Raw genomic sequence first — 24,943 nt, forward strand, 5'->3', positions numbered from 1 at the left:
AGAACAGACCGGGAAGGAGGGGCTACCGTGGCAAGTCAAGACTGGTTAGAAAAAGACTTTTACGCCATCCTTGGCGTGTCAAAGGACGCCTCCGATGCGGAAATCAAAAAGGTGTATCGGAAACTGGCGCGGGAAAACCACCCCGACTCGAACCCCGGCGATAGCAAAGCCGAACAGCGGTTCAAAGAAATTTCCGAAGCGTATTCGGTCCTCTCCGATGCGGAAACTCGGGCGGAATACGACCAGATCCGCGCCATGGCCCAGGGCGGTCCCCGCTTTACCGCGGGTGGCGGTGGTGCCAGCGGCTTCGAAGACATCTTCGGGGGCATGTTCGGCGGCGGTTCTCCCCGCGGCGGACCCGCCGGCTTCGGCGGCGGTCTCTTCGATGGTCTCTTCGATGGCGGTATGGGCCAGGGCGGACCGGGGGGCTACCCCCGCTACCGCGAACCCACCAAAGGCCAAGACGTTCAAGCCCGGATCACCCTGGATTTAGCGACCGCGGTGGAAGGAACCACCGTGTCGGTCGAAGCGGCTGCCGGCAAAAAAGTCTCCGCCAAGATCCCCGCGGGAGTAAAAGACGGTCAAAAAGTCCGCCTGCGCGGTAAGGGCCGGCCGAGCCCCGACGGCGGAAAAGCCGGAGACGTGATCATCACCGTCGGCATTCCCAAGCACGCCGTATTTTCCCGGGAAGAACAACACCTCCGCGTCGTGGTGCCGGTGACGTTTAAAGAGGCGAGCCTGGGTGACACCATCGAGGTTCCGACCCTCAGCGGTGAGACCGTGAAGGTCAAAGTGCCACCGGGAACCCAAAGCGGGCAGGTCATGCGCGTGCGGGGTCGCGGAGTGACGTCGAGTGCGGGAATCGGGGACCTGCTCGTCGAAATTCGAGTCGCTGTTCCCAGCCACCTGTCCAAAACCGCGAAGGCGCACCTCGACAAGCTCTTTGAAGCACTCCCTCAGGAAAACCCGCGGGATGACCTGATTGCGAAAGCAAAAAGGTAGGAGGTGAATATGGTCTCGCCCGAGATGGATGAGAACACACCCCTGTTTGCCATCGCCACGGCAGCGGAGCTCAGCGGACTACACCCCCAAACGCTTCGCCAATACGACAAATTGGGGCTGGTGAGTCCCACCCGGACGGCCGGGCGCACCAGACGGTATTCGATGCGCGACGTGGTTGCCCTTCGAGAAATTCAGACGCTGGGCAACGAGGGGCTGAATCTGGAGGGCATTAGACGCATTCTGGAACTGCAACGAGAAGTGGCCGACCTCCACGGTCGTGTCCGGGAGCTGGAGAGTGCTCTCGCCGATGAAGTACTCAAACGCCAAGGCCGAAGAGTATTCGCCGCCGGCGCCGAAGGGGAAGTGATTCCTCTCCGAGCGGGCGAGAGGGCCCAGCGCGGCGGCCAAATGATGGTCTGGAACCCGCTGTGGCGGATGTGGAACGAATGGTTTAGTCCCCCCAAATCTGGTGGGACAGAAGTGGAGAAGCGCTAATGGCAGAAGCACAACCCCCAGGGGGAGAAAACCAGTCGGCGTTAGAACAGTTTGGCCACAACCTGACCGAGGTGGCCGCTCAAGGAAAACTCGACCCGGTCATCGGACGTGACCAAGAAATCCGTCGCGTCTCGCAGGTGCTGACCAGGCGGACCAAGAACAACCCCGTCCTCATCGGTGAACCCGGTGTGGGGAAAACGGCTGTCGTGGAGGGCCTCGCCCAACGCATCGTCGCGGGCGATGTCGCCGATTCTCTGAAGGATAAACAACTCATCGCCCTCGACATGGCGGCACTGGTGGCCGGGGCGAAATACCGGGGTGAATTTGAAGAGCGCCTGAAAGCCGTCTTGAAGGAAATTAACGACGCGGAGGGGCAAATCATCACCTTCGTCGACGAGCTCCACACCCTGATGGGAGCCGGCGGCGGCGAAGGCTCGGTCGCGGCCGCCAACATGCTGAAGCCAATGTTGGCCCGCGGTGAACTGCGACTCATCGGCGCGACCACGCTCAATGAATATCGCGAATTTATTGAAAAAGACGCGGCGCTGGAGCGCCGATTCCAACAGGTTTTTGTCGGCGAACCCAGCGTGGAAGACACGGTCGCCATTTTGCGCGGACTGAAAGATCGCTACGAGGCACACCACAAGGTGGCCATCGCCGATAGCGCGCTGGTGGCCGCCGCGATGCTCTCCCACCGCTACATCCCCGCCCGGCAACTACCCGATAAAGCCATCGATTTGATCGATGAGGCGGCCAGCCGCCTCAAAATGGAAATCGAATCCTCGCCGGTGGAAATCGATGAACTTCGACGCATCGTCGACCGGATGAAAATTGAAGAACTCGCGCTCAAGAAAGAAAAAGACGACGCGTCAAAAGAGCGCTTGGCCAAACTGCGCGACGATATGTCCGAGCGCGAAAAAGAATTGGATGCGCTCCAGGAGCGTTGGGCGAGCGAGAAGGCGTCCCTGCAAGACGTCGGGGAGTTGAAAACACGGCTTAGTGAAGCTCGCATCGAACTCGACCGCGCGATGCGCGAGGGCGACTACCAGCAGGCGTCAAAACTGAACTACGAAGTCATCCCCGGGATCGAAACGTCGATCTCTGATGCCGAATCGGCCGAGCGCTCGGAGGAGCGAATGGTCAACGATCAGGTCGGCGACGAAGACATCGCCGCGGTGGTCGCCGCGTGGACGGGAATCCCGGTCGACAAACTCACCCAGGGGGAAACAGAACGGCTCTTACAGCTCGAATCCGAGCTGGCGAAACGACTGGTGGGGCAAAAGGATGCGGTTCGGGCGGTGAGCGAAGCGGTCCGTCGCACCCGCGCGGGCCTATCCGACCCGGACCGACCGACCGGTTCGTTCATGTTTTTGGGCCCCACCGGTGTGGGGAAGACAGAACTCGCGAAGGCGCTCGCGGATTACCTTTTTGACGACGAAAAAGCACTGGTTCGCATCGATATGAGCGAATACGGCGAGAAGTTCTCCGTCTCCCGCCTCATCGGCGCCCCTCCGGGTTACGTCGGCTACGAACAGGGCGGTCAGTTGACCGAAGCGGTGCGCAGGCGGCCCTACTCGGTGATTTTGCTGGACGAGGTCGAAAAGGCCCACCCGGAAGTGTTCGATTTGTTGCTTCAGGTCCTCGACGATGGCCGACTCACCGACGGTCAAGGTCGAACCGTGGACTTTAGAAACACGATCCTCATTCTCACCTCGAACCTGGGCTCTGGTTATTTGACCGATCCCGCATTGAGCTGGGGGGAAAAAACCGACGCGGTCCACCAGGAGGTGCGAAAAGCCTTCAAGCCGGAGTTTGTCAACCGCTTGGATGACATCGTGGTGTTCTCGACTCTCAGCACCGAAGAGTTGGGCCAAATTGTGGAAATCACCATCGACCGACTGCAAGAGCGACTGAGCGAGCGTCGCCTGGAACTCGCGGTGACACCCGCCGCCAGGGCGTGGTTGGCCGATAACGGTTTCGATCCGACATACGGGGCGCGCCCGCTTCGCCGACTGATGCAGCGACACATCGATGACAGACTGGCGACAAAGCTCTTGGCCGGCGACATTCACGACGGTGACACCGTCAAAGTCGACATTAACGACGAGCACAACGGCCTCGAATTGACTCGTTTCGAGCTCGAAACCACTTCCGAACAGTAGAAAGATGCAGATGGACCCCTCCGCACAGACCGACTACCCACTGATGCCCGAATTGGCCACCAGACGAAGCCCCCGAGCGTTTGACCACGACGCCACCGTCACGGATGACCAGTTGGGATCGCTGTTGGAAGCCGCTCGTTGGTCGGCTTCCTCTGGCAATTCGCAGCCGTGGCGGCTATTTGTCGCCAAGCGTGGGACACCACTGTTTGATGCCGTGGTGGAGACCCTGGCGTCGGGTAATCAGGCCTGGGCCGCATACCCCTCCGCGCTCATTGTGAACGTGGCGAAGGTGGTCACCGACGAGGGCAAAGAGGAAAAGTGGGCCGTCTATGACGTCGGTCAAGCCGCGGCGCACCTCAGTATTCAAGCCACACACATGGGTTTGATCGTCCACCAGATGGGGGGTTTCGACCGTGAAGCCCTGCGTCAGGTGCTGGGTGTCGATGAGGGCCACCAGCCGTGGGCAGTGCTCGCTGTGGGCCACCACGGTGACCCCGCTCTGTTGCCGGAGAAACTCCAGGAGAGAGAAAATAACCCGCGTGTGCGCAAACCCCTCGACGAGGTCGCCCCGGGCTGGCGCCAGTAGCCACCGCCACCGGCTACCGAGTGCGTTGAGGGCTCATCACCGGCCCAACACGGTGTGAATGTCGGCAATAAATTGCTCGATGTCATCCTCGGTGGTGTCAAACGCACACATCCAGCGCACTTCACCGGCCGCCCGGTCCCAGTCATAAAACTGGTGGGACTGCCGCAGTTGGTCGGCGGCAGCATTGTCCAGCACCGCGAAGAGCGCGTTTGCTTGGGTGGCGTGGGAAAAGCTCAGGCCCCCAAGCTGCCCGCGAGCGATCGCGTCGTCTAAACGCGAGCGCAACAGCGCGGCCATCGCATTGGCGTGGCGGGCTAATTCGAGGCCCAAGCCGTCATCGAAGAGGGCTTGGATTTGAGCGGAAATAAACCTCATTTTGGAGGCCAGTTGCATGCTCATTTTTCGCAGGTAGGCCATCCCCTCCACTGCGTCCGGGTTGATCACGACCACGGCCTCTGCGGCCATCACCCCATTTTTTGTCGCGCCGAGGCTCACCAGGTCGACCCCGACATCGGTGGTGAATTCCCGAAAAGAGGCCCCCAGGGAGGCGGCGGCATTCCACAGCCTCGCGCCATCGACGTGGAGGACCATGCCCCTCTCGTGGGCGAGCCCAGCGAGGGTGCGAATTTCTTCCGGGGTATACACCGTGCCGAGTTCGCTCGATTGAGTAATCGACACCGCGAGGGGTTGCGCGTGGTGTTCATCACCGCGTCCCCCCGCCTGGCTGAGGAGTCCCTCCGGGGTGAGCTTCCCGTCTACCGCCGGTGTGGTGAGGAGCTTCAGTCCGCTCACCCTCTCGGGGGCGCCCCCTTCATCGGTGTTGATGTGTGCCGAGTGGGTCGCAATCACTCCGCCCCACCGCGGCATAGCGGCGGTCAGGGCGATGACGTTTGCCCCGGTTCCGTTGAATACGGGGAAGACCTCGGCGCGCTCACCGAATTGCGCTCGAATGGTCCCGGCGAGCCGGCTGGTGACGTCGTCGCGGCCGTAGGAGGTTTGGTGACCGCCGTTGGCATCCTCTAGTGCGCGAAGGACCAGGGGGTGGACACCGGCGGCGTTATCGCTTGCGAAACTGCGAGTGGGGGCTGGAGTCGTCATCGGTTCACCCTTCGTGCGTGGTTAAAACACCATCGGTGCATCAAAGTCTTCTTCTCCTTCGTCTAGTTCGACGACGACGGGAACGTGGTCACTGGGTTGTTCGCCGGTGCGCTGATCACGCTCGATCGACGCGGCGAGGACGCTGTCGGCGACTGCCTGGCCGCCGAAGAGGAAATCGATACGAATCCCGTGGTTTTTTCGAAACTTACCCTGCTTGTAGTCGAAGTAGGTGAAACCCTCCGGCACGAGGGGTCGAACCAGGTCATAAAGCCCCGCCGTGCTGAGCAGGGAGGCTAAGGCGCCTCGTTCTTCGGGAGAAATGTGGGTGGAGACACCCTCGATGAAGTCTGGATCACCCACGTCTTCTGGACGGGGTGCGACATTAAAGTCGCCGCCGACCAGTGTCTGGATGTCGGGGTACTGACGGGAGTAGTCGGCCATCGCGTGGCCGAGGGCGTCTAGCCAGCTGAGCTTGTAGGCCATGTGGGGGTCGTGTAGTCCGCGACCGTTTGGCACATACACACTCCACAGCCGCATATCACCCACCGTCGCGGAGACGGCGCGGGCTTCTGGTTGCGGGTCGACGCCGTGTTTATCGAAACCGGGCATTCCCGCAAAACCCACTTCGCCGTGGCTGAGACCGCGCCTCGAGACGATGGCGACCCCGTTCCACTGGTTAAGCCCCCAGTGGAACACTTCGTAACCGGCCGCTTCGAACTCTTCTATCGGAAACTGTTCGTCGGTGCATTTGGTCTCTTGCAGGAGCCCGACGTCGATATCGGCCTCGACCAAAAAATCGACGACCCGAAGCTTCCTGGTCCTCACCGAGTTCACGTTCCAGGTGGCAATGCGCACCGGCTACCCCCTGTGTGTCCCTCGACGGCCACGCCATTTACGAAGCCGTGCGGCAAGTTCTAACAGTAACCACTGCCATTTGAGCCTCCGGTAGGAGCGCAGCGCCTCTCCCGGTGCGAGCGAGCCCCGCCGGGAGATCTTCTCCAGAATGAACTTATCGACGGGAAGGTGCAGCATGAAACTGCCCTCGAACGCGTGAAACGGCGCCTGGTGGTGCTTGGTGGGCATATTCCAGTACCGCGCGACCACACCGAGACTCCCCGCATCATCAATGCGGTAGCCCTCGTGCCGGAGGATGTCCAAAGCCGCCGCCTGGTAAGGCTCGTTGCCGACCCGCGCCGCCGTGGGAATGAGCTCCAGGTAGCGCTCATAAATGTTTTCCGACGCGCGCGTAAGCGCACTGAAGAACTCTGGCGGGCCGGCCAAGAATTCTCCACCGGACCAGCGACCCGGACTGGGCCGACCCAAGATGTCCTCTAATTGACCGCGCAGCGCATCCGCGCCGGCTGAGGGGGCCACCTGCGCGGTGATGTCGTAGGCGAGGGCCACTCCGTTGTCGACGTAGTAGCGAAGAGATTCCGGCGGTGGGTTGATCGCCAGCATGTCCAAGTCAATCGCTGCCATATACCGATCGGTGTGTTGGCCGAGGTAGCGAAAAACGTCCAGTTTGTAGTGGCCGGAGAAAAAACGCACCCCTTCGGGGACGCGAGTCGAAAACGGTATCGAGGCGATGGTGAGCTCCGCTGCCGCCTCGGGATGCGCCGCGCGAATCAACTCCGGCTCATTGGTCAGCAGAGTAAACGACAGGTCATAGGCGCCTAGTGAGCGGCTGACCGCGAGGGCGTTCGAGGCGTAAATGCGCACCTGGTCCACAAAGGAGGACACCTGCACGTTCACCGTGGAGTGTTGGGTGTCGCGAAGGTGGAGAAAGCCGTAAAACTGGATATCCATCATCGAGTGTGCCCCCACCTCCTACCGACCCCCCATCCTACGAGCCATCGACACCCGTCGCGGGGACGGCGATACACTTGCCCCGTGAGCGGCCACGACACAGACCCCCGGGGACAACTGGCCCGCCATATTTCTGACATGGCAGTCCAGCGCGGGGACTTCACCCTCACCAGCGGCAAAAAGGCCACCTTCTATATCGACTTGCGCGAAGTGAGCCTCGACCACCGGGTTGCTCCCCTGATCGGCGACGTCATGCTCGATGTTCTCGACGAGTTTCCCGACGCCGAAATCGTGGGCGGGCTGACCATGGGGGCCGACCCCATTGCCTCCGCCATGTTGCACCGGGCCGTGCTGCGCGGGCGAGTACTCGATGCCTGCGTGGTGCGCAAAGAACCCAAAGATCACGGTATGGGTAAACAGGTCGAAGGTCCCGATGTGGCCGGAAAAAAAGTCGTCGTCGTCGAAGACACCTCCACGACCGGTGGGTCCCCCCTGAAGGCCGCCCAGGCGCTAGAAAAAGCGGGCGCCACCATCGTCGCCGTGTTGGTCGTCGTCGACCGCGACACCGGAGCCCAACAGGTCATTGAAGACGCCGGCTATCCCTACCGAGCCGCACTGGGACTAAGCGACCTCGGTTTGGCGTGACCGAGCGCACCCACCCCCTTCGCTCACGGTGGTTCATCGTCACCGCCGTCGGTGTTCTCCCCGCGCTCGCCGCGGGGTATTGGCTAAGCGCCACCCTCACAGAACAGGCCACGCCTGCAGAATCCGACACCACCCCGCACACCGCGCCGGGGAACACTGGGCTGGGGGACACTGGGCTGGGGGACACTGGGCTGGAGGGCACGGCTGCTGCAGATACTCCGGTGGGTGAGTTTCCGGAGCTGGGAGGTACCCCGCGAGCAGCCGGGGTGTGGTCGTGGGAGGAGCTTCGAGGCGGCGAATGCCTGGAGTACTTTGAGGGGCCTTTTGTCGAAGACTTTGATGTGGTCGCCTGCGATCAACCCCACCGGGCAGAATTTCACCGCGCAGCGCTACTCGATGACGACCCGGCTGCCCGGTACCCGGGTGATCAGGCAGTGCGCGATGAAGCCCGCCAGTTGTGTGCCGAGTGGGACCTGGATGAACTCAACGACCCCGCGCGCTACGACGATCTACTGGTTGTGCCCGGCTATTCGATCGGTGAGGCCCCGTGGCAAAGGGGCGAGCGATTGGTGGGCTGTTTTCTCTACCGCGAGAGTGGGGAAGTGCTCGATGATCAACTGGTGGGCTGAGGCTCTAGTGCCCATTCGCACCTAGGCTGAGCCCGTGAACGAGCAGCCGCAGAAGCATCCGGGCAATGACCCGGAGGGTCATCCCGAGCGTTCCACCCACGGGGTGGGGCCGTGGGTGGGCCCACGCCCGGAGGGTGTGGAATACGACCCGGAGCTTCTCGACTCGGGTGATTCGAGGAACGTGGCCGATCACTATCGCTACTGGACGATGGACGCGATTGTTGCGGATCTGGATCAGCGCCGGCACGCATTTCACGTCGCGATCGAAAATTGGCAGCACGATTTGAACATCGGCTCGATTGTGCGCACGGCCAATGCGTTTGTCGCCACAGAGGTCCACATTGTGGGGCGTAAACGCTGGAACCGTCGAGGGGCGATGGTCACCGACCGCTACCAGCACGTCCAGCACCACCCGGAAGTCAGCGACTTTGTCGACTACGCGAGGGGTGCGGGTCTTCGCATTATCGGCGTGGATAATGTCCCGGGTTCGACTCCGATCGAAAAGACGGTTCTTCCCGAAAACTGTGTGTTTCTTTTCGGCCAGGAAGGCCCCGGGCTCTCAGAGGAAGCCCTGGCCGCGTCTGATCAGGTCATCGAAATCACCCAGTTTGGCTCTACCCGCTCGATTAACGCATCCGCGGCAGCGGCCATTGTGATGCACCAGTGGGTGATGCAAAACCATTTCGGTGTGCCACCCGCGCCTGGCGACTAGACTGAAAAGGTTGATGCCCGAGGTTAGCTGAGGATTTTGCATGTCTGCAGTGGTGATTGTGGGCGCCCAGTGGGGCGACGAGGGCAAAGGGAAAGCGACCGACCTTCTCGGTGATCGCATCGACTATGTCGTGAAGTTCAATGGCGGCAATAACGCCGGCCACACGGTCGTCATCGGCGACGAAAAATACGCTCTGCACTTGCTGCCCAGCGGCATTTTGACCCCCGGCGTCGTCCCCGTCATCGGTAACGGGGTGGTGGTCGACCTCGACGTGTTGGCCGAAGAGTTAGACGGTCTCGCGGCCCGCGGCGTCGACGTGTCGAAACTGTTGGTGAGCTCAGACGCCCACGTCGTCACGCTCTATCACCGCACGTTGGACAAAGTCACCGAGCGGTTTCTCGGAAAACGCCAGATCGGGACCACGGGTCGGGGAATTGGTCCAAGCTACGCGGACAAAATCAACCGTATTGGTGTGCGCATTCAAGACATTTTTGACGAGGGCATCCTTCGCCAAAAAGTCGAAGGCGCCCTGGATGTGAAAAACCACCTCCTCGTGAAGGTCTACAACCGCCGGGCGATCAGCGTCGACGAAGTCGTCGATGACCTTCTGGTCCACCGCGAACGCTTGGAGCCCATGGTGGCCGATACCGCCCTCGAGCTCCACCGGGCACTCGATCGGGGTGACTCGGTGCTCTTTGAGGGTGGCCAAGCGACCATGCTGGATGTCGACCACGGGACGTATCCGTTTGTGACGTCATCGAATGCCACCGCGGGGGGCGCCGCGACCGGTTCGGGTATCGCCCCGGGGCGACTCGACACGGTGGTGGGAATTGTGAAGGCCTACACCACCCGGGTGGGCTCTGGTCCGTTCCCCACCGAATTAGAAGATGAGTGGGGCGACTGGTTGCGCGAGCGCGGTCACGAGTTTGGCACCACGACGGGACGGCCTCGTCGCACCGGGTGGTTTGACGCCCCCATTGCGCGCTACGCGACGAGAATCAACGGCATCACCGATTACGTCTTGACCAAATTGGATGTGCTCACCGGCTTGGAAGAAATCCCCGTCTGTGTCGGCTACGACGTCGAGGGCAAACGGGTGGACGAGGTGCCCTGGTCACAGAGTGATTTCCACCACGCGAAGCCCGTCTATGAGACCTTTCCCGGCTGGAGTGAAAACATCGACGGGGCGAAAGACTTCGCCGATCTGCCCCAGGCCGCACAGGACTACGTCCACGCCCTGGAGGAGATGATTCACCAGCGCATTTCCGTCATCGGTGTGGGCCCAGGCCGCGATGAGGTCATTGTCCGACACGATCTACTGGGCGGGGCCTAAGCCCGCGGGTTAGGCTGTCAGACATGTCGCCTGATCCCATGGCCGAACTTCACGAAATTCGAGGCAGCATCGACAACATCGATGCGGCCCTCGTGCACCTGTTGGCTGAGCGGTTCAAGAACACCAAAAAGGTGGGCCGGCTGAAAGCCGAATCGTCGATGCCGCCGTCTGACCCGGAGCGAGAAGCCGCCCAAATTGCGCGACTGCGCCGGTTGGCCGAAGACGCCGACCTCGATCCGGCCTTCGCCGAAAAATTCTTAGAATTTATCCTCGCGGAAGTGATCCAACACCACGAAGCCTTAGCTGCGGATAGCGAGTAGGTCGCCGTAGAGGCGGTGGGCGGTCTCCTGTAGTCGCTCGATGAGGACTTCATCTCGGGTGACCTCAAGAAATTTTGGCCCCGGCCAGGCGGGCTCCATCACACTGCCCTTTTTGACCCGCAACATCCACGCGAAAATACACACCTCGGCACCGGTGACGAAAAGTTGCCACTGGACTTGTCGGTGATAGTTGCCGGGGACTTTGGCCCAGCGCTCCCAATCACGACCGGTCGTTTTCACTTCGGCAATCACTTCGTGGTTGGAGGACAGCCCGTCAGGGGTGGCCATCATCCACTTTTTCTCCGCTGTGTCTCTCGAAATCAGCCAGTCATTGGGCTGAATGTCGACAAGCGATTGCAATTTTTCGATAATCGGGCCTTCTTGTTCCCGACCAAAGCGCATGTAGTCGTTATCGGGAATATCGGTGGGTCGACGTAGCTGGTCGAGCACCTCCCGGTAGCCATCGGGGGTGACTGCTTTGGACACCGCGGTCGCGGTGACACCCTGTTGGCGGACTTCCAACCATTTTTCTCGCTCACTGGAGGAGACGAGGAATCGCTCTTGTTCAATCACGGTGACTTTAGGTTAGACCTGTCCACCGACCACGGGGCCGAGAACACCCGGCAGCGTGGATTCGTGGAGGCTGTGGAGCTCGTCCATACTGAGCGTTCCCACTTCCGCGATATCGAGAGCCATACCCGGTTGGTCGGTCACCCCGATGCGTGTGACGGGAACACCCCGGCCGGCACACAGACCGCGGAACTTCACATCGTCTTCCCTGGCGACCGAGACGATCACGCGGGTTTGGGTTTCAGAAAACAGTGCCGTGACCAGGTCGATGTCGTTTTCTTCCAGCACTTCGCCAAGCCACACCCTGGCTCCGACCCCCCGGCGCAGACAGGCTTCGGTGAGCGACTGGATCAAACCACCGGTGGAGAGGTCGTGGGCGGAGGTCACCAGGCCGTCGTGGGCGGCGTGGTGGAGCAGGCCCGCCAGGGCTTTCTCTCTGGCGAGATCAACCCCGGGGGGGTTACCCCCCAGATGCTGATGAATCGCATCGGCCCAGATCGACCCGTCGAGTTCTAACGCGGTGCTACCCAGGAGGTAGATGTTTTCCCCGTCGTCTTGCCAGCCAGAGGGCAGGCGCCTGGCGACTTCGTCGATGACCCCCATGACGGCGACAACCGGGGTGGGCTGGATGGGGCTCTCCCCGGTTTGGTTGTAGAGGCTCACGTTTCCGCCCGTCACCGGAATATCCAGCACCACGCAGCCATCGGCGAGACCGGTGACCGCTTCGGCAAACTGCCACATCACTTCGGGGTCTTCCGGGCTACCAAAGTTCAGACAGTCGCTGACGGCGACCGGTGTCGCACCGGTCGCGGCGACGTTTCGATACGCCTCGGCGAGAGCGAGGATGGCGCCTTGGCGGGGGTCGAGTTGGCTGTATCGACCGTTGGCGTCGGTGGCGAGGGCGACACCGAGACCCGAGTCTTCATCCACGCGGAGCATGCCCGCGTCATCTGGTGTCGATAGGGCCGTGTTTCCCAGCACGTAGCGGTCGTATTGGTTGGTGATCCACGCCATCGACTGCAGGTTCGGGTGGGCGAGGACACGTCGAATCTGGTCCATTGCTCCGGCAGCTTCGTTATCCCGGGGGGTGTCGTGAATGCTGTCGGCCTGGAGGGCATCCAACCAACCGGGACGAGACATCGGCCGGTGGTATACCGGAGAGTCGATGGCGACTGTTTTGGGGTCGACATCGACAATGGTGTCGCCTCGCCAGTGAATGACGAGGCGATGAGTGTCGGTCACTTCGCCCAGCACGCTGGTTTCCACATCCCATTTGTCGGTCACCGCGAGGAATGCCTCGAGCTTGTCGGGCGAGACGATCGCCATCATCCGCTCCTGCGATTCCGACATCAGGATTTCTTCGGCGGTGAGGGTGTCATCGCGCAGGAGGACGTTGTCCAAGTCGACGACCATGCCGGTGTCGCCGTTGGCGGCCAGTTCACTGGTCGCACAACTAATCCCGGCAGCACCCAGGTCTTGGATGGCTTCGACCAGGCTGTCCTGGAATAACTCCATGCAGCACTCAATCAGGACTTTTTCCACAAACGGGTCACCGACTTGAACCGCGGGGCGCTTGGCGGGTCGGCCGTCGTCACCGAAGGTTTCGCTGGCGAGGATGGAGGCGCCACCGATTCCGTCACCACCGGTCCGGGCGCCAAAGAGCACGACTTTATTTCCCACCCCGGTCGCGTTGGCGAGGCGCAAGTCTTCGTGGCGCATCTTCCCGACGGCCAATGCATTGACCAGGGGGTTTTGCTGGTAGCTGGCGTCAAACCAGGTTTCGCCGCCAATGTTGGGTAGTCCCAGGCAGTTGCCATAAAAGCTGATGCCGGAGGCGACGCCTGGTAGAACACGCGCGGTGTCTTCGTGGTCGAGCTCCCCAAAGCGCAGAGCGTCCATCACCCCGATGGGCCTCGCGCCCATCGAGATAATGTCGCGGACAATTCCGCCGACGCCGGTGGCGGCGCCTTGGAAGGGTTCGATGAAACTGGGGTGGTTGTGGCTTTCAATTTTGAACGTCACCGCCCAGCCTTCACCCACATCGACCACGCCCGCGTTTTGACCCATGCCGACCATCAGGTTTTTCCGCATCGATTCGGTCATTTTCTGACCGAACTGCTTCAGGTGCACCCTCGAGCTCTTATACGAGCAGTGCTCCGACCACATCACCGAATACATGGCTAATTCGCCGGAGGTGGGTCGCCTACCCAGTAGGCCCACGATTTCTTGATACTCCTCGTGGGTGACACCAAGCTCCGTGTAGGGAAGCTCACGCTCTGGAGTATTTTCCGCGTTCGTGACCGAATCGATTGCCTGGGACATCTGGTGGATCACCACTCTCTCGGGGGTCCGAGGGCGAGAGCCACCGCGGTGAGTACCACGACGACGGCCACAATGGTGAGAAGTAACAGCGCGGGTCTGGCGATAAACCAGCGAAAGAGCGGGTCGGGGAAGCGCTGATCGCGCGGGTCATCGCTCGCACTCGTACGCCAGTCACCCTCCAGCAGTCCCCGTTTATGTAATGAGCGATCAAAGGGCACCGTCAGGTAGGGCGGTATGGCCGAGGCAAACGCCAGGAGCAGTCGACCAAACGACCAGCGTTGATTGTGTCCCACAATCAACGCCACCGTGCAGTAGGCCAAGAACACTGTGCCGTGGGAAATACCGGCGAAGAAAAACCACGATCCGTATTCGCCAAAGCCGTAGCGAATAATCATCGCGATAATGAGACCCGTCCAGGTCACCATTTCCGACACCGCGACAATGCCGTAAAGATTTTTCGGCTTCAGCGTCATCGAAGGACCCCCTCCAATGCCACTGAGGTGAACATGGTGAGCCCGTCGACACCGCTTCGCATCGCGAGTGCGGTGTCGGGGCCAAAGCCCGCCTCCACGGCGTGTTCGGGGTGTGGCATCAGACCGACGACGCGGCCCGAGTCGTTTCGAAGCCCCGCGATGTCGTGTAGCGAACCGTTGGGGTTTATCCCCGAATAGCGAAAGACGACCAGGCCGTCGCCTTCGACTCGCTTCAGGGTCTCATCGTCGGCGATGTAACCGCCTTCGCCGTTTTTCAGCGGAATCGTGATGTGTTGGTTCTCGTGGAAACCCGCCGTCCACGCCGTGGAGGTGTTTTCCACCACCAGCTCCTGGTCGCGGCAGACAAACTGTCCGTGGTCGTTGTGAATCAAGCCCCCGGGGAGAACACCCGCTTCGACCAGGATTTGAAACCCGTTACAGATACCGAGTACCGGGGTTCCCCGCTCGATGGCCTCCAGAATGTCGACCATGATGGGTGAGCGCGCGGCGATCGCCCCGCAGCGTAAATAGTCGCCGTAGCTAAAGCCCCCCGGCAACACAATCGCGTCCACGCCCTGCACGTCGTGGTCTTTATGCCACAGCGCCACCGGAGTGTGACCGGCGAGGCGAACAGCCCGCAGAGCATCGCGGTCATCGAGTGAACCAGGAAAGGTGACAACCCCGACTCGCATCAGGGCGTGTCCTCCACTCGGATGGCGACCACGTCCTCAATCACCCCGTTGGAGAGCAGGTCATCGGCGAGGGCGCGGGCTTTATCGAGGTGGGCTTCGGTGACCTCACCCTCGACGCTTAGTTCAAAGCGCTTGCCGATTCGCACCGCGCCGAACTCGACGTGACCGTCTTGTTGCAGTGCGCGGTGGACGGCTTTACCGGCCGGATCCAAGAGTTCACGCTTGGGCATCACATCGATGATGATGGTCGACACCAGATGTCATCCCCTAGGCCTGTGTGGGCAGTACGCGAGCTTCAGTCTATCGGGAGGTCAAGTGGGCAAACCCTCCTCGACCCGCCACATAATCCAACGCGAAGCCCGCCCAGATGCGATACCCCTCCGCACTCGGGTGAAAACCATCGGTGGCGAAAAACCCGGCTGGATACTCCGTCGGCGGGGGAGTCATCAGCGCAAAGCGCCTCGCCTCCACCAGGGGACGCAGCTGGCGCTCAATTGCCTGGGTGTGACCGGCCATGATGGCGCGAAGCGGTTGGGGCAGGGACTCAAACAGGTGAAAAGCGGGCAGCGAGGAGACGATTACCAGAGCGTCGGGGTAGGAGGTGTGCAGGGTGTCGATTGTGCGGACAATGTGTCGAATGGCCGCCCCGGCCGAGGCCAGATTCTTGGCGTCGTTGGCGCCAATCGACACGAATGCCACATCGACCCTGTCGTGGTCGGCGAGGGCCCCGGGCAGGTAGTCGGCCACGAGCTGAGAGCTGGTAATTCCTCGTTGGCCCACGCTGTTCCAGATGACACCTCTTTGGGTGTGGGCGTAGAGGTTTTTGGAGAACTGGGAGGTGAGACCGAGCATTGGATCGTCCACTCCGACCCCCGCGATGGTGGAATCGCCCAGACCGAGAACCTGGATCGGTGAGGGGCCCTCGATGACCCCCGACCAGGGCATAGGGGCGTTGGGTAGTCGACCCCTTTTCGCCCGGGCTAATCGGCCTTGACCGATGAGCAGGGGAGCGAGCAGATATCCGGCGGGTCTTGAGGCCTTATGCCAGAGCCTCGCACCGGCCACGCGGGGCCCGGAGTCCAGATTGACGACCATTACTCCATTGTCTCGTGAGTCGAATGTGCGCTACCCGACACCCGGTGACGAGGGGCGGGCTCGATGTGAGCGTCTCCCTCGGTCGGACATCAGCCGCGAAGGCGCTGTTCGAGCTCGAGGTAGCGCTCCTGCGTGGTCGAGACGATATCTGCCGGCAGGCTCGGCGGTGTGCCTGTTTTATCCCAGGCGCTCGCCAACCATCGGCGAATGACCTGTTTATCGAAACTCTCCAAGCGGTCGTCGCCTCCCGCCTGGTAGCGCTCCACGTCCCAGTAGCGACTGCTATCGGGGGTGAGTAGTTCATCGGCCAGAATGATTTCGCCTGGCTTTTCGCCGCGGCCGAATTCGAATTTTGTGTCGGCCAGTACCAGCCCGCGCTCCCACGCCACCTGGTGGGCCCGGGTATATACGGTGAGGCTGGTGTCCCGGAGGGCCCTGGCGTTATCGGCACCGACGAGGTCCACCACCTCGTCGTAGCTGATGTTTTCGTCGTGGTCGCCGAGCGCGGCCTTGGTCGCCGGGGTGAACAGCGGTTCGGGAAGCCTGTCGCCTTCGCTCAAGCCCTCGGGCAGCGCGATTCCACAGACGGTCCCGTGCTCCCGGTAATCCTTCCAACCAGATCCGACCAAATACCCCCGCACAACACATTCCACCGGCAGCATGGACAGTGACTGGGCGATGACCGCCCGATCCGCCACCTCTTCTGGTGGCGATTCGTCCAGTAAATGCTGGGGAATATCGGAAAACACGTCCATCCACCACGCGCTGATTCGAGTGAGCGCGGCACCCTTTCCGGGGATATCGGGGGCGAGCACCACGTCGAAGGCACTCACTCGGTCGCTCGCGACAATGAGCAACCGGTCGGCGCTCGCCGCACTAGATGCAGAATCTGGAATATACAGGTCGCGTACTTTGCCCTGGTAGCTAAGCGACCAGTCAGCCAGCGTGGTCATCGCTCACCCGTTGGGCAATGTCCAGGCGGTAGTGACCACCTTCCAGGGTGATCGCCTCCAGCGCCTCGTAGGCACGCGCTCTCGCGGCATCGAAGTCACCTCCGGTCGCAATCACGCTCAACACGCGACCGCCGGTCGCGATTAGGCCCTCGTCGGTGTGGGCGGTCGCGGCGTGGGCGACCGTGACGCCATCGATTGCCAGTGCGTCCTCGAGTCCGCTGATCAGTCGCCCGGTGTGGGGCTTTTCCGGATACCCCTCACTGGCGAGGACAACCGTGAGGGCGACATCGTCAGAAAACGCGGGTGGATCAGACTCGGCCAGCGTGCCATTCGCGGCCGCCAGCAGCAGCGGCGCGAGGGCGGAGGTGAGCCTGGCGAGCACCACCTGGGTTTCTGGGTCACCGAAGCGGGCGTTGAATTCGATGACGCGGACACCTCTATCGGTGACGATTAGCCCGCAGTAGAGCAAGCCGACAAACGGCAACCCGCGACTGGCCAGTTCGTTGATGGTGGGACGGGCGATCGTGTCGGTGACCTGCTGGATAAAGTCTTCTGCCAACCACGGCAGTGGACTGTAGGCGCCCATTCCCCCGGTGTTTGGGCCCTGGTCACCATCGAAGGCCCTCTTGTAATCCTGGGCGGGGGCGAGAGGCATCACGGTGTGGCCATCGGAGAGGAAAAACAGGGAGACTTCGGGGCCGTCTAAAAACTCTTCGACCACGACGGTGCCGTCTTGGAGGTAGTAACCGGCGTGGTCGATGGCAGCCTGCCGGTCCTGCGTGACCAGCACCCCCTTGCCGGCTGCGAGACCGTCTGCCTTCACCACGAAGGGCGCACCCATTCGATCCAGAGCCGCGAGGAGTTCTTCCTCGCTGGAGACTGTCTCGCTGTCGCCGGTGGGAACACCGGCGGCCGACATCACGTCTTTGGCGAAGGACTTGGAGCCTTCGATCGCGGCGGCTTTATGCGAGGGGCCAAACACCGCGATGCCCTCTGCCACGAGGGCATCGGCGACCCCGGCGACCAGCGGTGCTTCTGGTCCCACCACCACGAGGTCCACGTCGAGATCGCGGGCGATCTCGACCACCACCGACTTATTGGTCGGATCAAGCGCCACATTTTCGGCCAGTTCGGCCGTCCCGGCATTGCCCGGTGCGGCGTAGAGGGTGTGGGTGTGTTCTGCGGCGAGGGCCATGATCAGCGAGTGCTCTCGTGCCCCGGAACCCAGAACCAATATCTTCACGACGCCACCCTACACAGCCCCCATTGTTAGCGTGAGGGCTATGTCCAGACGAAAAATTCCCGACAGCGAGGGGATGCAGGCGCTTGCGACCTGGAGCGAGAAGCACCAGGAATCGCCCCTGGACAGCGCAGACGTGGCGTTGGCGGTGCGCTACGCCCTCCAGGTCCTCCACACCCGCGCCCCCGGAAAAAGCGTGGAAATCCGGGTGCCCCCTTTTGGTGCGGGTCAAATCGTCGAGGGCACCCGACACACCCGAGGCACACCGCCGGCAACCGTCGAACTGAGCCCAGACGCGTTTTTGCAGCTGGCGACGGGCACCAGTAATTGGGAACAACTACTGCGGCAAGGGGCCATTCAGGCCTCCGGTGAGCGCTCGGATATTCGAGAGTTTTTCCCCCTCTGGCCGTTAAGCTAACCGCGTGAGCACCGCCACCAGCAGCGATTCTTCGCCAGACGACGAGCCCAAAGGCAACGACAACGACGGCGTCGACAGCGGTGATCGCGCCGGGGCGAGCGAGCAGCCGATGCGCCTGCGCCGCGCCCCCAAACTTGCCCCCTTTGTGTTGCTGGGTGCCGGGCTGGGATTGATCGTGACGTTGACCCTCACATCGCTCTTTCCGGCCGACCCGAGTGTCGGATTTTCGGTCCTCGCCGGCTACTTTTCGCTCTATGGCGTGACCGGGGGAATTGGTCTGGGCCTGCTGTTCTGGTTGCTCCTCGATCGCCGGTCAAAAAAACGCGAGCGCGACATCACCGCGGAGAAAGAGGACTAGCTGGACTGGTTGCCCTCTAACCAGTCCAGATATTCCTGGTCGACCGTCCCGGTGCAGTATTCGCCGGTGAAACAACTCATGTCGAGCTCGGTGATGTCGGAGCCTTCGAGGATGGCGTCTTTCATGTCGTCCACTTCCTGATAAATCAGGTGGTCGGCGCCGATTTCTTGGGCAATTTCGGGAATGGTGCGCCCGGCAGCGACCAGTTCGCTGCTGCTGGGCATGTTGATGCCGTAGACGTGGGGGTAGCGAACGGGTGGGGCTGCCGAGGTGAAGGTCACCGATTTGGCTCCCGCGCGCCGCGCCATTTCCACAATCTCTTTCGACGTGGTGCCCCGAACAATGGAGTCGTCGACGATGAGGACGTTTTTCCCCTCGAATTCGCTGGGCAGGGCGTTGAGTTTCTGTTTCACACTTTTCGTCCGGTGGGTTTGTCCCGGCATGATGAAGGTGCGCCCGACGTATTTGTTTTTGTAGAAACCCTCTCGGTATTCAATGCCGAGTTTCCGGGCGACCTGCATGGCCGCCGGTCTCGCCGAGTCGGGTATCGGCATGACCACGTCGATATCACCCACGGGCGCGTGTTCGGCGATGGTGGCCGCTAAGCGGTCTCCCAGTCGAAGCCTGGCCTCATAGACCGAAATACCGTTCATGGTGGAGTCTGGCCTGGCCAGGTAGACGTATTCAAACGAGCAGGGGAACAGGGCGGGTGTGGGCGAGCACTGCCGCTCGAAGAGTTGACCGTCGGTGGAAATAAACACCGCCTCACCCGGGGCGATGTCTTTGACGATGTCGTAGTCACCAGATTCCAACACCAACGATTCGCTGGCGACCACCCATTCGGTCCCCAGTAGCCCCGCCTGCCTGCGGCCCAACACCAGTGGTCTGATCCCAAACGGGTCACGAAAAGCCAAAAGACCATGTCCTGCGATCAGCGCGATTGCCGCATAAGAGCCCTCGACGCGTTCATGCACGCGAGTGATCGCCGTGAACAGCTGGGCGGGGTCGAAGTCTTTATCGTCTTGGGCGACTTGGAGCTCACGCGCCAACACGTTGACCAGAAGTTCAGTATCCGACGTGGTGTTTAAGTGCCGCCGGTCCTGATCGTGCAGTTGGGCGGTGAGTTCGCGAGTGTTGGTGAGGTTGCCGTTGTGAACGAGGACAATGCCGAAGGGTGAGTTGACGTAGAAGGGTTGGGCTTCTTCTTCTCGTTTGGGGCTGCCCTTAGTGGCGTAGCGCACATGGCCAAGCCCGGTGGTGCCCCGCAGTTTTCGCATATCGCGAGTGCGATAGGCCTCTTTGACTTGGCCTTTTGCTTTGTGGATGTGAAAGCCGCCGCCCTCGAGGGTGGCCATGCCGGTCGAATCTTGACCGCGGTGTTGGAGCAGCGCGAGGGAGTCGTAGAGGTCTTGGTTAACGGGGCCCGTAGAGACCATGCCCACAATGCCACACATGCCCCGGCCAGACTCCCCTTCGGAGGTCTCCTGATTCACACCAGAAGAATGAACCTTGACTGCCAGTGTGGCATAACCATCCATCCGCGTGCGTGCGCACGGGGTGCTTCACACACCGTGTTCGACGCTGCCTGCCTGTTCACTGCGATGTTCACCCCGATATTCGCCCCAATATTCGCACCGATATTCACACCGGCGATGCAGCGCACGAGACAGTGCGGCGGGCCACTACGAGTGGCGTTCTTCGCGGCGTTCTCCCCCGCGTTCTCCTCGGCGTTTCCAGGCGAACAGTATTGCCCACCCGATAAGTCCCACACCCGCCAACACCCAGACCCACCAGAGGCCCCGCCAGAGGTTGAGCTCTGGCGGCACCGACGCCTCGGTGACCTGGGGCAACTCCGGGCTCTGCGGTAGCGGTGTGGTCGGCCCGGATTCTTGAAGCCGGAAGTCTGGCTCTGGCGTGTCCTCCTCCAGGCCCGCCGCATCGTCGGATTCCACGGGTTCTGCTGCGGCGGGTTGTGGTGTGGCGGGCGCTGGCATTGCCGGCGTGACCGGAACGACGGTTGCCTCCGAGTCATCATCATCCCGGTTGGAGTCGGAGTTGGATGTGCGCTCTGTTTCTTCCTCAGTGTCCGGCTCTGGCTCAGGCTCTGGCTCCGGTTCTGGCTCCGGTTCTGGTTCTGGTTCTGGCTCGGGTGCTTCGGCGACGGTGAGGGTGATGTCGGAGCTAAGCGGCGCATCACGCAGTGTGTCGCCCCCGTCTGGTGTTTCTCGCCAACTGCGCAGGCTCAGCGGATAACTTCCGGCGGTCTCTTCTGCGCTCGCTGTCAGTGTGAGAGTGGCCGGGTCTGATTCGTCGTCGATGCTGGAGTCGAAAAAGTCGGGGAGGCCCTCCAGGGAGTAGCGACGGCTAGATCCTTCCGGGTCCACCACTGCCTCATCGAGGCTCAGGGTGATGACCTCCGGGTCTTCTTGACCGCTGGTGTAGTCCCAAGCGGTGTTGGTGACGCACTCGGAGTGGACGGGAATGACGGTGCCAAACCAGGCGGTGGGGTCTGCGGCAATCTCTGCGGCCTGGTCCAGTGCTGCCTGTTTCGCACACGGGTCGTAGTCGATGACGAACGCGTGAACGACGACGTTCACGCTCGCCCCACCAATATTTCGCACATACGCCGTGGCCTCATCGTCACCGTCTTCTAGCGGATCGGTGTGCAGGGCGCGAGCGCCGATCAGGGCATCGCCATCATCGGAGTCGACGTGGAGTACGACCACAGCGTTCTGATCAGACGAATCCGAGGCGATGACCGACTGCGAAATCGAGTCGTCGTAGACGATGTCTGCACCGGCGGCGAAGTCGACGTTGAAATACACCCGCTGGGTGACCATCGAATTGGGAAACACGTCCTCGAAGTCGATATCAAACCGCAGTGAGTTGCCCTCCGCGGTGATGGTGGGTTCGACTTGGGCCCGGCGGGTGCCATCGATGATGATGCGGTTATCCAATTCCATCGTGTGGGAGACGCCCTGTTCGATGGTGATCGTTTCGTTGCGGTTGACGTATTCCTCGCGGACGGAATCGAGGCCGTAAGCCGTCATGGCCAGACCGAACTGACCAATGGCACCGAGTGGCCCATCCCGCCAGCCCTCTTCGGACAGGTCAAAATCGACCGGGGTCCCACCCGTCCACACGGCGGTGTCCGAATTGGCGCTGTCCCACGTCAGACTCGCCGTCTGTAAGACCCCCTTATCGTCGGCGAGAGCCGAAGGGCTCGCCAGCCCGAGAACTAATAACACCGCGACACTCGCGCTCAGCGGCAGGGCGTGTGGGCGAGAGGGGCGCACCTGGCGGCCACGGTGTGGCCGGGTGCGGTGAGTGCGAGATATCGGTGTGGTCGGTGACATCGGGTCCTCCGGTTGTGACAACGCGTGCGGGCACGAGCGTAGAAACGCTCCGGCGCCAGCCGCCGGAGTTATCCACACACGACACCCACCGGCGCTCGCGGTGCGAAGCGACCCCACTCACCACCAGCGATCCCCGGCAGACCCCGGTAGCCAGGCTCTTCTCGGCCAGGCTCTGCTGGGCCAGGCTCTGCTGGGCTAGGGTCCGCTCGGCTAGGCTTGGGGGGTGAGTGAGCCCACCGCCTATCAGCGCTCCGGTGTGGATACCGCCGCCGGTGACCTGGCCATCGAGCTGATGCGCGCAGATGTGCAGCGGACCCACAGCGACCGGGTCCTTGGTGGCGTGGGCGGGTTTGCGGGCCTGTTTGACGCCGCAGCGCTGAAGAACTACGACCACCCGGTGCTGGCGACCTCCACAGACGGGGTGGGCACCAAAGTGGCGATTGCCCAGGCGCTCGAGCGACACGACACGATCGGCCAAGACCTGGTTGCCATGGTCATCGACGACATTGTCGTGGTCGGGGCGACTCCGCTGTTTCTCACCGACTACATCGCCTGCGGGAAGGTCTACCCCGACACGATTGCCGCCATCGTGTCGGGAATTGCCCGCGCCTGTGAACACAGCGGTGTGGCCCTCATCGGCGGCGAAACCGCGGAGCACCCGGGACTGTTGGGTGAGCGCGACTACGACGTCGCCGCCGCAGCCACCGGTGTGGTGGAAAAAGATGCCCTGCTGGGACCAGAGCGGGTACAACCAGGCGACGAGGTGGTGGCCATTGCCTCCAGTGGCCTCCACAGCAACGGGTATTCCCTGGCGCGAAAAATTGTGGCCGATGCCCACCTGTCACTTCACGAGGAGGTCCCCGGTCACGAACAAAGCCTCGGGGACATGCTGCTGGAGCCCACCCTGGTTTACACCCCGGGCATCGTGCACGTGCTGTCCACACTGCCGGGGGTGGTCCACTCCGCCAGTCACATCACCGGGGGCGGTATCGCCCAAAACATTCAGCGCGTGTTGCCACCGGGAGTGGCAGTGACCCTGGAGCGTGGGAGCTGGCGGGTGCCCGCCGTGTGTTCGATCCTCACCGCCCACGGGGGCCTGGGCCTCGGTGAGGTCGAAGATAGTTGGAATCTGGGCATCGGGGCAGCGCTCATCGTGACCGCGGGCTCCGGCCCCGACGTCGTCAAGGCTCTCGCCAGCACAGGTCTCAGTGCGTCAGTGGTCGCCACCGTGCACGACGATTTGGCTGGCGGTTCTCCTGCAGAAGCGGCGAAGGGCGTGAAGGGTGGGCGCGTGGAGCTTGTCGGAGCCTGGCCGAGTTAGCGCTCGTCTTCGGTGTCGTCCGCCCAGCGGTCGACGTATTGGTCTTCACCTTCACCCGACTGCGCGGCGAGTTCGCGCTCTAGTTGGGTCAGGTCGGTATCCGGGGTGCTGTATTTGAGCTCCCGCGCGACCTTCGTGTGCTTTGCTTTCTGACGTCCGCGACCCATGCCACTCCTCGAAAAAGGCCACCGTTTCCCAGCGAAGGGACGCGCCTCAGGGGGCGCGAAATCGTTGACACTGTAGCACGCACGCCCCTGAGCGAGACGTGGACAACACCGTAATGACCACCGCACCACGAGGGCATATCGCCCCGCAGTATTACCAGACATCCCTTTCGCCCGCGGCGACGCGTAAGACTCAGACCAGGCCGGCCAGGGCCATCCCCGCCCACACCCCGGCGACACCACCGACGAGGTGGAGTAACAGCAGAGTCAGGCCGGTGCGAAGCCGGCCGCTGTGAAAGGAGCCGGTTCGAAAGGAGCCGGATCGGGAGGAGACAGGTCGATGACCCCTCGGTGTGGACCATTCGACAACGTCGACGGCGAGGGTGGAAAAAGTGGTGAGCGAACCCCACAGCCCCGCCGCCAGCAGTGTTCCCCACATTCCCCAGTCAGCGGCGAGGCCCCAGCCCGCCGCAAAGGCCCCCGCGGTGTTGACCACGACGATCATCAGCGCCCGCCGGTAGTGGGTCACCCAGGCGCTCAACAGAAAACGAAGCAGAGCGCCCAGTGCGCCCAAACCGGCAATAGCGAGCCACTCCGGGCCGGTCATCGGTGAGCCCCCTGCCGTGCCACACCCCAACGAAGCCCCCACCACGCGGCGATGAGACCCAGGATCAGGGTGGCGCCCAGGTAGAACACGGCGAGCAGCACGCTGCCGGCCCCCTCGAGTAGAGCGAGCTGGACCATCACCGCCGACCAGGTGGTAAACGCCCCGAGAAAACCGACCGAGACCCCGGAGTACCACGCCGCCTCGGGGGTGGCGACGTGTGGTCGACGCAGGAGTCCGAGGGCGAGTGCTCCGAGGGTGTTAATCGCGAGGGTCACGACCAGCGTGCGGGTGTCAAACGCTCCCGCCCCCAACCATTCGCCAAGTCCCACCCGGGCGAGTGCGCCAAGGGCGCCCCCGATGCCGATCGACACCGCGACGAGCAGGCGATGAGAAGCAGACGGCCGGGGTGTCGGGTGTTGAGTGGCGGGGTGCTGGTTGGTGGGGCGCTGGTTGGTGGGGCGCTGGTTGGTGGGTGGCCCCGTCTCGCCGTCAGGCTCGGGGCTGTGATCAGGTGTGTGGTCGACCGGTGACACGGTGAAAGGCTACTGGCTCGGCTTTAGACTCGAGGGCGTGTCGGAAAATGCGC

General features: G+C 62.1%; 28 protein-coding genes. 12 read left to right on the forward strand and 16 right to left on the reverse strand.

The genetic code is table 11. From position 1 onward, the window contains the following. Positions 1 to 27: 27 nt before the first annotated feature. The 4 genes from RI518_RS02565 to RI518_RS02580 are packed head-to-tail and all read left to right on the forward strand — an operon-like array spanning position 28 to position 4,245. Complete coding sequence (locus RI518_RS02565) at positions 28 to 1,002, forward strand: DnaJ C-terminal domain-containing protein (RefSeq protein ID WP_310689264.1); 975 nt, start codon at positions 28 to 30, stop codon at positions 1,000 to 1,002. 24 nt (positions 1,003 to 1,026) lie between these two features. Continuing rightward, positions 1,027 to 1,497 carry a heat shock protein transcriptional repressor HspR gene (locus RI518_RS02570; protein WP_310672189.1) on the forward strand — a complete coding sequence of 157 codons (471 nt, stop codon included), beginning with the start codon at positions 1,027 to 1,029 and terminating at the stop codon, positions 1,495 to 1,497. Continuing rightward, the gene (locus RI518_RS02575; RefSeq protein ID WP_310689265.1) at positions 1,497 to 3,659 is read left to right on the forward strand and encodes an AAA family ATPase; all 2,163 of its coding nucleotides are present in this window, start codon (positions 1,497 to 1,499) and stop codon (positions 3,657 to 3,659) included. Before RI518_RS02570 ends, RI518_RS02575 begins: the two co-directional genes overlap by 1 nt. 10 nt (positions 3,660 to 3,669) lie before the next feature. Beyond that, positions 3,670 to 4,245 carry a nitroreductase family protein gene (locus tag RI518_RS02580; RefSeq protein ID WP_310689266.1) on the forward strand — a complete coding sequence of 192 codons (576 nt, stop codon included), beginning with the start codon at positions 3,670 to 3,672 and terminating at the stop codon, positions 4,243 to 4,245. 36 nt (positions 4,246 to 4,281) lie between these two features. On the opposite strand, the gene RI518_RS02585 is transcribed toward RI518_RS02580, so the two are convergent. Genes RI518_RS02585 through RI518_RS02595 form a run of 3 tightly spaced genes read right to left on the reverse strand, consistent with a single transcriptional unit; the run spans position 4,282 to position 7,152 of the window. Next, the gene (locus tag RI518_RS02585) at positions 4,282 to 5,343 is read right to left on the reverse strand and encodes a beta-eliminating lyase-related protein (RefSeq protein ID WP_310689267.1); all 1,062 of its coding nucleotides are present in this window, start codon (positions 5,341 to 5,343) and stop codon (positions 4,282 to 4,284) included. A gap of 21 nt (positions 5,344 to 5,364) precedes the next feature. Next, a complete protein-coding gene (locus tag RI518_RS02590) occupies positions 5,365 to 6,198 on the reverse strand; it encodes an exodeoxyribonuclease III (RefSeq protein WP_310689268.1) in 834 nt (277 codons plus the stop codon). A gap of 3 nt (positions 6,199 to 6,201) precedes the next feature. Further along, the gene (locus RI518_RS02595; protein ID WP_310689269.1) at positions 6,202 to 7,152 is read right to left on the reverse strand and encodes a hypothetical protein; all 951 of its coding nucleotides are present in this window, start codon (positions 7,150 to 7,152) and stop codon (positions 6,202 to 6,204) included. Between the two features lie 135 nt (positions 7,153 to 7,287). Between RI518_RS02595 and pyrE the strand changes: the two genes are divergently transcribed. Genes pyrE through RI518_RS02620 form a run of 5 tightly spaced genes read left to right on the forward strand, consistent with a single transcriptional unit; the run spans position 7,288 to position 10,788 of the window. After that, a complete protein-coding gene (pyrE, locus tag RI518_RS02600) occupies positions 7,288 to 7,794 on the forward strand; it encodes an orotate phosphoribosyltransferase (protein ID WP_310672190.1) in 507 nt (168 codons plus the stop codon). Further along, the gene (locus RI518_RS02605; protein WP_310689270.1) at positions 7,791 to 8,423 is read left to right on the forward strand and encodes a septum formation family protein; all 633 of its coding nucleotides are present in this window, start codon (positions 7,791 to 7,793) and stop codon (positions 8,421 to 8,423) included. Before pyrE ends, RI518_RS02605 begins: the two co-directional genes overlap by 4 nt. A gap of 34 nt (positions 8,424 to 8,457) precedes the next feature. Beyond that, entirely contained in the window at positions 8,458 to 9,135 is a 678-nt protein-coding gene (locus RI518_RS02610; RefSeq protein ID WP_310689271.1) for an RNA methyltransferase, read from the forward strand. Positions 9,136 to 9,175: 40 nt separating this feature from the next. Further along, complete coding sequence (locus tag RI518_RS02615) at positions 9,176 to 10,468, forward strand: adenylosuccinate synthase (protein WP_310672005.1); 1,293 nt, start codon at positions 9,176 to 9,178, stop codon at positions 10,466 to 10,468. 23 nt (positions 10,469 to 10,491) lie between these two features. Further along, complete coding sequence (locus RI518_RS02620) at positions 10,492 to 10,788, forward strand: chorismate mutase (RefSeq protein WP_310672004.1); 297 nt, start codon at positions 10,492 to 10,494, stop codon at positions 10,786 to 10,788. Here RI518_RS02620 and RI518_RS02625 read toward each other — a convergent pair. The 8 genes from RI518_RS02625 to purD form a co-directional block, all read right to left on the reverse strand. After that, positions 10,768 to 11,361 carry a YqaJ viral recombinase family protein gene (locus tag RI518_RS02625; RefSeq protein ID WP_310672002.1) on the reverse strand — a complete coding sequence of 198 codons (594 nt, stop codon included), beginning with the start codon at positions 11,359 to 11,361 and terminating at the stop codon, positions 10,768 to 10,770. The two genes, RI518_RS02620 and RI518_RS02625, sit on opposite strands and share 21 nt — an antisense overlap. A gap of 12 nt (positions 11,362 to 11,373) precedes the next feature. Further along, positions 11,374 to 13,680: a phosphoribosylformylglycinamidine synthase subunit PurL gene (gene purL / locus RI518_RS02630; protein ID WP_310689272.1), complete on the reverse strand. Its 2,307-nt coding sequence runs from the start codon at positions 13,678 to 13,680 to the stop codon at positions 11,374 to 11,376. Between the two features lie 8 nt (positions 13,681 to 13,688). Beyond that, positions 13,689 to 14,153, reverse strand: a complete 465-nt coding sequence (locus RI518_RS02635) for a DUF3817 domain-containing protein (RefSeq protein WP_310689273.1) — start codon at positions 14,151 to 14,153, stop codon at positions 13,689 to 13,691. Next, complete coding sequence (purQ, locus tag RI518_RS02640) at positions 14,150 to 14,845, reverse strand: phosphoribosylformylglycinamidine synthase subunit PurQ (protein ID WP_310689274.1); 696 nt, start codon at positions 14,843 to 14,845, stop codon at positions 14,150 to 14,152. Before purQ ends, RI518_RS02635 begins: the two co-directional genes overlap by 4 nt. After that, on the reverse strand, positions 14,845 to 15,099 hold the full coding sequence (gene purS, locus RI518_RS02645) for a phosphoribosylformylglycinamidine synthase subunit PurS (RefSeq protein WP_310671999.1): 255 nt from the start codon (positions 15,097 to 15,099) through the stop codon (positions 14,845 to 14,847). Before purS ends, purQ begins: the two co-directional genes overlap by 1 nt. A gap of 46 nt (positions 15,100 to 15,145) precedes the next feature. Beyond that, positions 15,146 to 15,940, reverse strand: coding sequence for an SGNH/GDSL hydrolase family protein (locus RI518_RS02650; protein ID WP_310689275.1), 795 nt, complete (start codon positions 15,938 to 15,940; stop codon positions 15,146 to 15,148). Between the two features lie 89 nt (positions 15,941 to 16,029). Beyond that, positions 16,030 to 16,893 carry a phosphoribosylaminoimidazolesuccinocarboxamide synthase gene (locus RI518_RS02655; RefSeq protein ID WP_310689276.1) on the reverse strand — a complete coding sequence of 288 codons (864 nt, stop codon included), beginning with the start codon at positions 16,891 to 16,893 and terminating at the stop codon, positions 16,030 to 16,032. Next, positions 16,877 to 18,136: a phosphoribosylamine--glycine ligase gene (gene purD, locus RI518_RS02660; protein ID WP_310671996.1), complete on the reverse strand. Its 1,260-nt coding sequence runs from the start codon at positions 18,134 to 18,136 to the stop codon at positions 16,877 to 16,879. The genes RI518_RS02655 and purD overlap by 17 nt, the downstream gene beginning before the upstream one ends. 40 nt (positions 18,137 to 18,176) lie before the next feature. On the opposite strand from purD, the gene RI518_RS02665 reads away from it, so the two are divergent. Both RI518_RS02665 and RI518_RS02670 read left to right on the forward strand, forming a co-directional pair. After that, positions 18,177 to 18,551: a sterol carrier family protein gene (locus RI518_RS02665; RefSeq protein WP_310671995.1), complete on the forward strand. Its 375-nt coding sequence runs from the start codon at positions 18,177 to 18,179 to the stop codon at positions 18,549 to 18,551. A 4-nt stretch (positions 18,552 to 18,555) separates the two neighbouring features. Continuing rightward, positions 18,556 to 18,909 carry a hypothetical protein gene (locus RI518_RS02670; protein ID WP_310689277.1) on the forward strand — a complete coding sequence of 118 codons (354 nt, stop codon included), beginning with the start codon at positions 18,556 to 18,558 and terminating at the stop codon, positions 18,907 to 18,909. Here the strand turns inward: RI518_RS02670 and purF are convergent. Next, positions 18,906 to 20,363 carry an amidophosphoribosyltransferase gene (gene purF, locus RI518_RS02675; RefSeq protein ID WP_310689302.1) on the reverse strand — a complete coding sequence of 486 codons (1,458 nt, stop codon included), beginning with the start codon at positions 20,361 to 20,363 and terminating at the stop codon, positions 18,906 to 18,908. The genes RI518_RS02670 and purF overlap by 4 nt on opposite strands. Positions 20,364 to 20,591: 228 nt before the next feature. Then, positions 20,592 to 22,265 carry a hypothetical protein gene (locus RI518_RS02680; protein ID WP_310689278.1) on the reverse strand — a complete coding sequence of 558 codons (1,674 nt, stop codon included), beginning with the start codon at positions 22,263 to 22,265 and terminating at the stop codon, positions 20,592 to 20,594. Positions 22,266 to 22,488: 223 nt separating this feature from the next. Between RI518_RS02680 and purM the strand changes: the two genes are divergently transcribed. Next, positions 22,489 to 23,586, forward strand: a complete 1,098-nt coding sequence (purM, locus tag RI518_RS02685) for a phosphoribosylformylglycinamidine cyclo-ligase (protein ID WP_310671990.1) — start codon at positions 22,489 to 22,491, stop codon at positions 23,584 to 23,586. Here purM and RI518_RS02690 read toward each other — a convergent pair. The 3 genes from RI518_RS02690 to RI518_RS02700 all read right to left on the reverse strand — a co-directional run bounded on the left by RI518_RS02690 (position 23,583) and on the right by RI518_RS02700 (position 24,890). Continuing rightward, entirely contained in the window at positions 23,583 to 23,753 is a 171-nt protein-coding gene (locus tag RI518_RS02690; RefSeq protein WP_310671988.1) for a DUF3073 domain-containing protein, read from the reverse strand. The genes purM and RI518_RS02690 overlap by 4 nt on opposite strands. A 190-nt stretch (positions 23,754 to 23,943) precedes the next feature. After that, the gene (locus RI518_RS02695) at positions 23,944 to 24,357 is read right to left on the reverse strand and encodes a CrcB family protein (protein ID WP_310689279.1); all 414 of its coding nucleotides are present in this window, start codon (positions 24,355 to 24,357) and stop codon (positions 23,944 to 23,946) included. Continuing rightward, the gene (locus tag RI518_RS02700; protein ID WP_310689280.1) at positions 24,354 to 24,890 is read right to left on the reverse strand and encodes a CrcB family protein; all 537 of its coding nucleotides are present in this window, start codon (positions 24,888 to 24,890) and stop codon (positions 24,354 to 24,356) included. Before RI518_RS02700 ends, RI518_RS02695 begins: the two co-directional genes overlap by 4 nt. Positions 24,891 to 24,943 lie beyond the last annotated feature (53 nt).

The sequence above is a fragment of the Pontimonas sp. genome (genome assembly GCF_031581085.1).
Lineage (GTDB): Bacteria > Actinomycetota > Actinomycetes > Actinomycetales > Microbacteriaceae > Pontimonas.

What these genes read in the sequence shown, in the direction of transcription:
- RI518_RS02615 (WP_310672005.1), top strand. Translation starts at nt 9,176, where the DNA reads ATGTCTGCAGTGGTGATTGTGGGCGCCCAGTGGGGCGACGAGGGCAAA.
- RI518_RS02575 (WP_310689265.1), top strand. Translation starts at nt 1,497, where the DNA reads ATGGCAGAAGCACAACCCCCAGGGGGAGAAAACCAGTCGGCGTTAGAA.
- RI518_RS02595 (WP_310689269.1), bottom strand. Translation starts at nt 7,152, where the DNA reads ATGATGGATATCCAGTTTTACGGCTTTCTCCACCTTCGCGACACCCAA.
- RI518_RS02650 (WP_310689275.1), bottom strand. Translation starts at nt 15,940, where the DNA reads ATGGTCGTCAATCTGGACTCCGGGCCCCGCGTGGCCGGTGCGAGGCTC.
- RI518_RS02570 (WP_310672189.1), top strand. Translation starts at nt 1,027, where the DNA reads ATGGATGAGAACACACCCCTGTTTGCCATCGCCACGGCAGCGGAGCTC.
- RI518_RS02665 (WP_310671995.1), top strand. Translation starts at nt 18,177, where the DNA reads ATGTCCAGACGAAAAATTCCCGACAGCGAGGGGATGCAGGCGCTTGCG.
- RI518_RS02695 (WP_310689279.1), bottom strand. Translation starts at nt 24,357, where the DNA reads ATGACCGGCCCGGAGTGGCTCGCTATTGCCGGTTTGGGCGCACTGGGC.
- RI518_RS02585 (WP_310689267.1), bottom strand. Translation starts at nt 5,343, where the DNA reads ATGACGACTCCAGCCCCCACTCGCAGTTTCGCAAGCGATAACGCCGCC.
- purF (WP_310689302.1), bottom strand. Translation starts at nt 20,363, where the DNA reads ATGTGTGGCATTGTGGGCATGGTCTCTACGGGCCCCGTTAACCAAGAC.
- RI518_RS02580 (WP_310689266.1), top strand. Translation starts at nt 3,670, where the DNA reads ATGGACCCCTCCGCACAGACCGACTACCCACTGATGCCCGAATTGGCC.
- RI518_RS02690 (WP_310671988.1), bottom strand. Translation starts at nt 23,753, where the DNA reads ATGGGTCGCGGACGTCAGAAAGCAAAGCACACGAAGGTCGCGCGGGAG.
- RI518_RS02655 (WP_310689276.1), bottom strand. Translation starts at nt 16,893, where the DNA reads ATGACCACGCTGGCTGACTGGTCGCTTAGCTACCAGGGCAAAGTACGC.
- RI518_RS02620 (WP_310672004.1), top strand. Translation starts at nt 10,492, where the DNA reads ATGTCGCCTGATCCCATGGCCGAACTTCACGAAATTCGAGGCAGCATC.
- purL (WP_310689272.1), bottom strand. Translation starts at nt 13,680, where the DNA reads ATGTCCCAGGCAATCGATTCGGTCACGAACGCGGAAAATACTCCAGAG.
- RI518_RS02680 (WP_310689278.1), bottom strand. Translation starts at nt 22,265, where the DNA reads ATGTCACCGACCACACCGATATCTCGCACTCACCGCACCCGGCCACAC.
- pyrE (WP_310672190.1), top strand. Translation starts at nt 7,288, where the DNA reads ATGGCAGTCCAGCGCGGGGACTTCACCCTCACCAGCGGCAAAAAGGCC.
- RI518_RS02635 (WP_310689273.1), bottom strand. Translation starts at nt 14,153, where the DNA reads ATGACGCTGAAGCCGAAAAATCTTTACGGCATTGTCGCGGTGTCGGAA.
- purQ (WP_310689274.1), bottom strand. Translation starts at nt 14,845, where the DNA reads ATGCGAGTCGGGGTTGTCACCTTTCCTGGTTCACTCGATGACCGCGAT.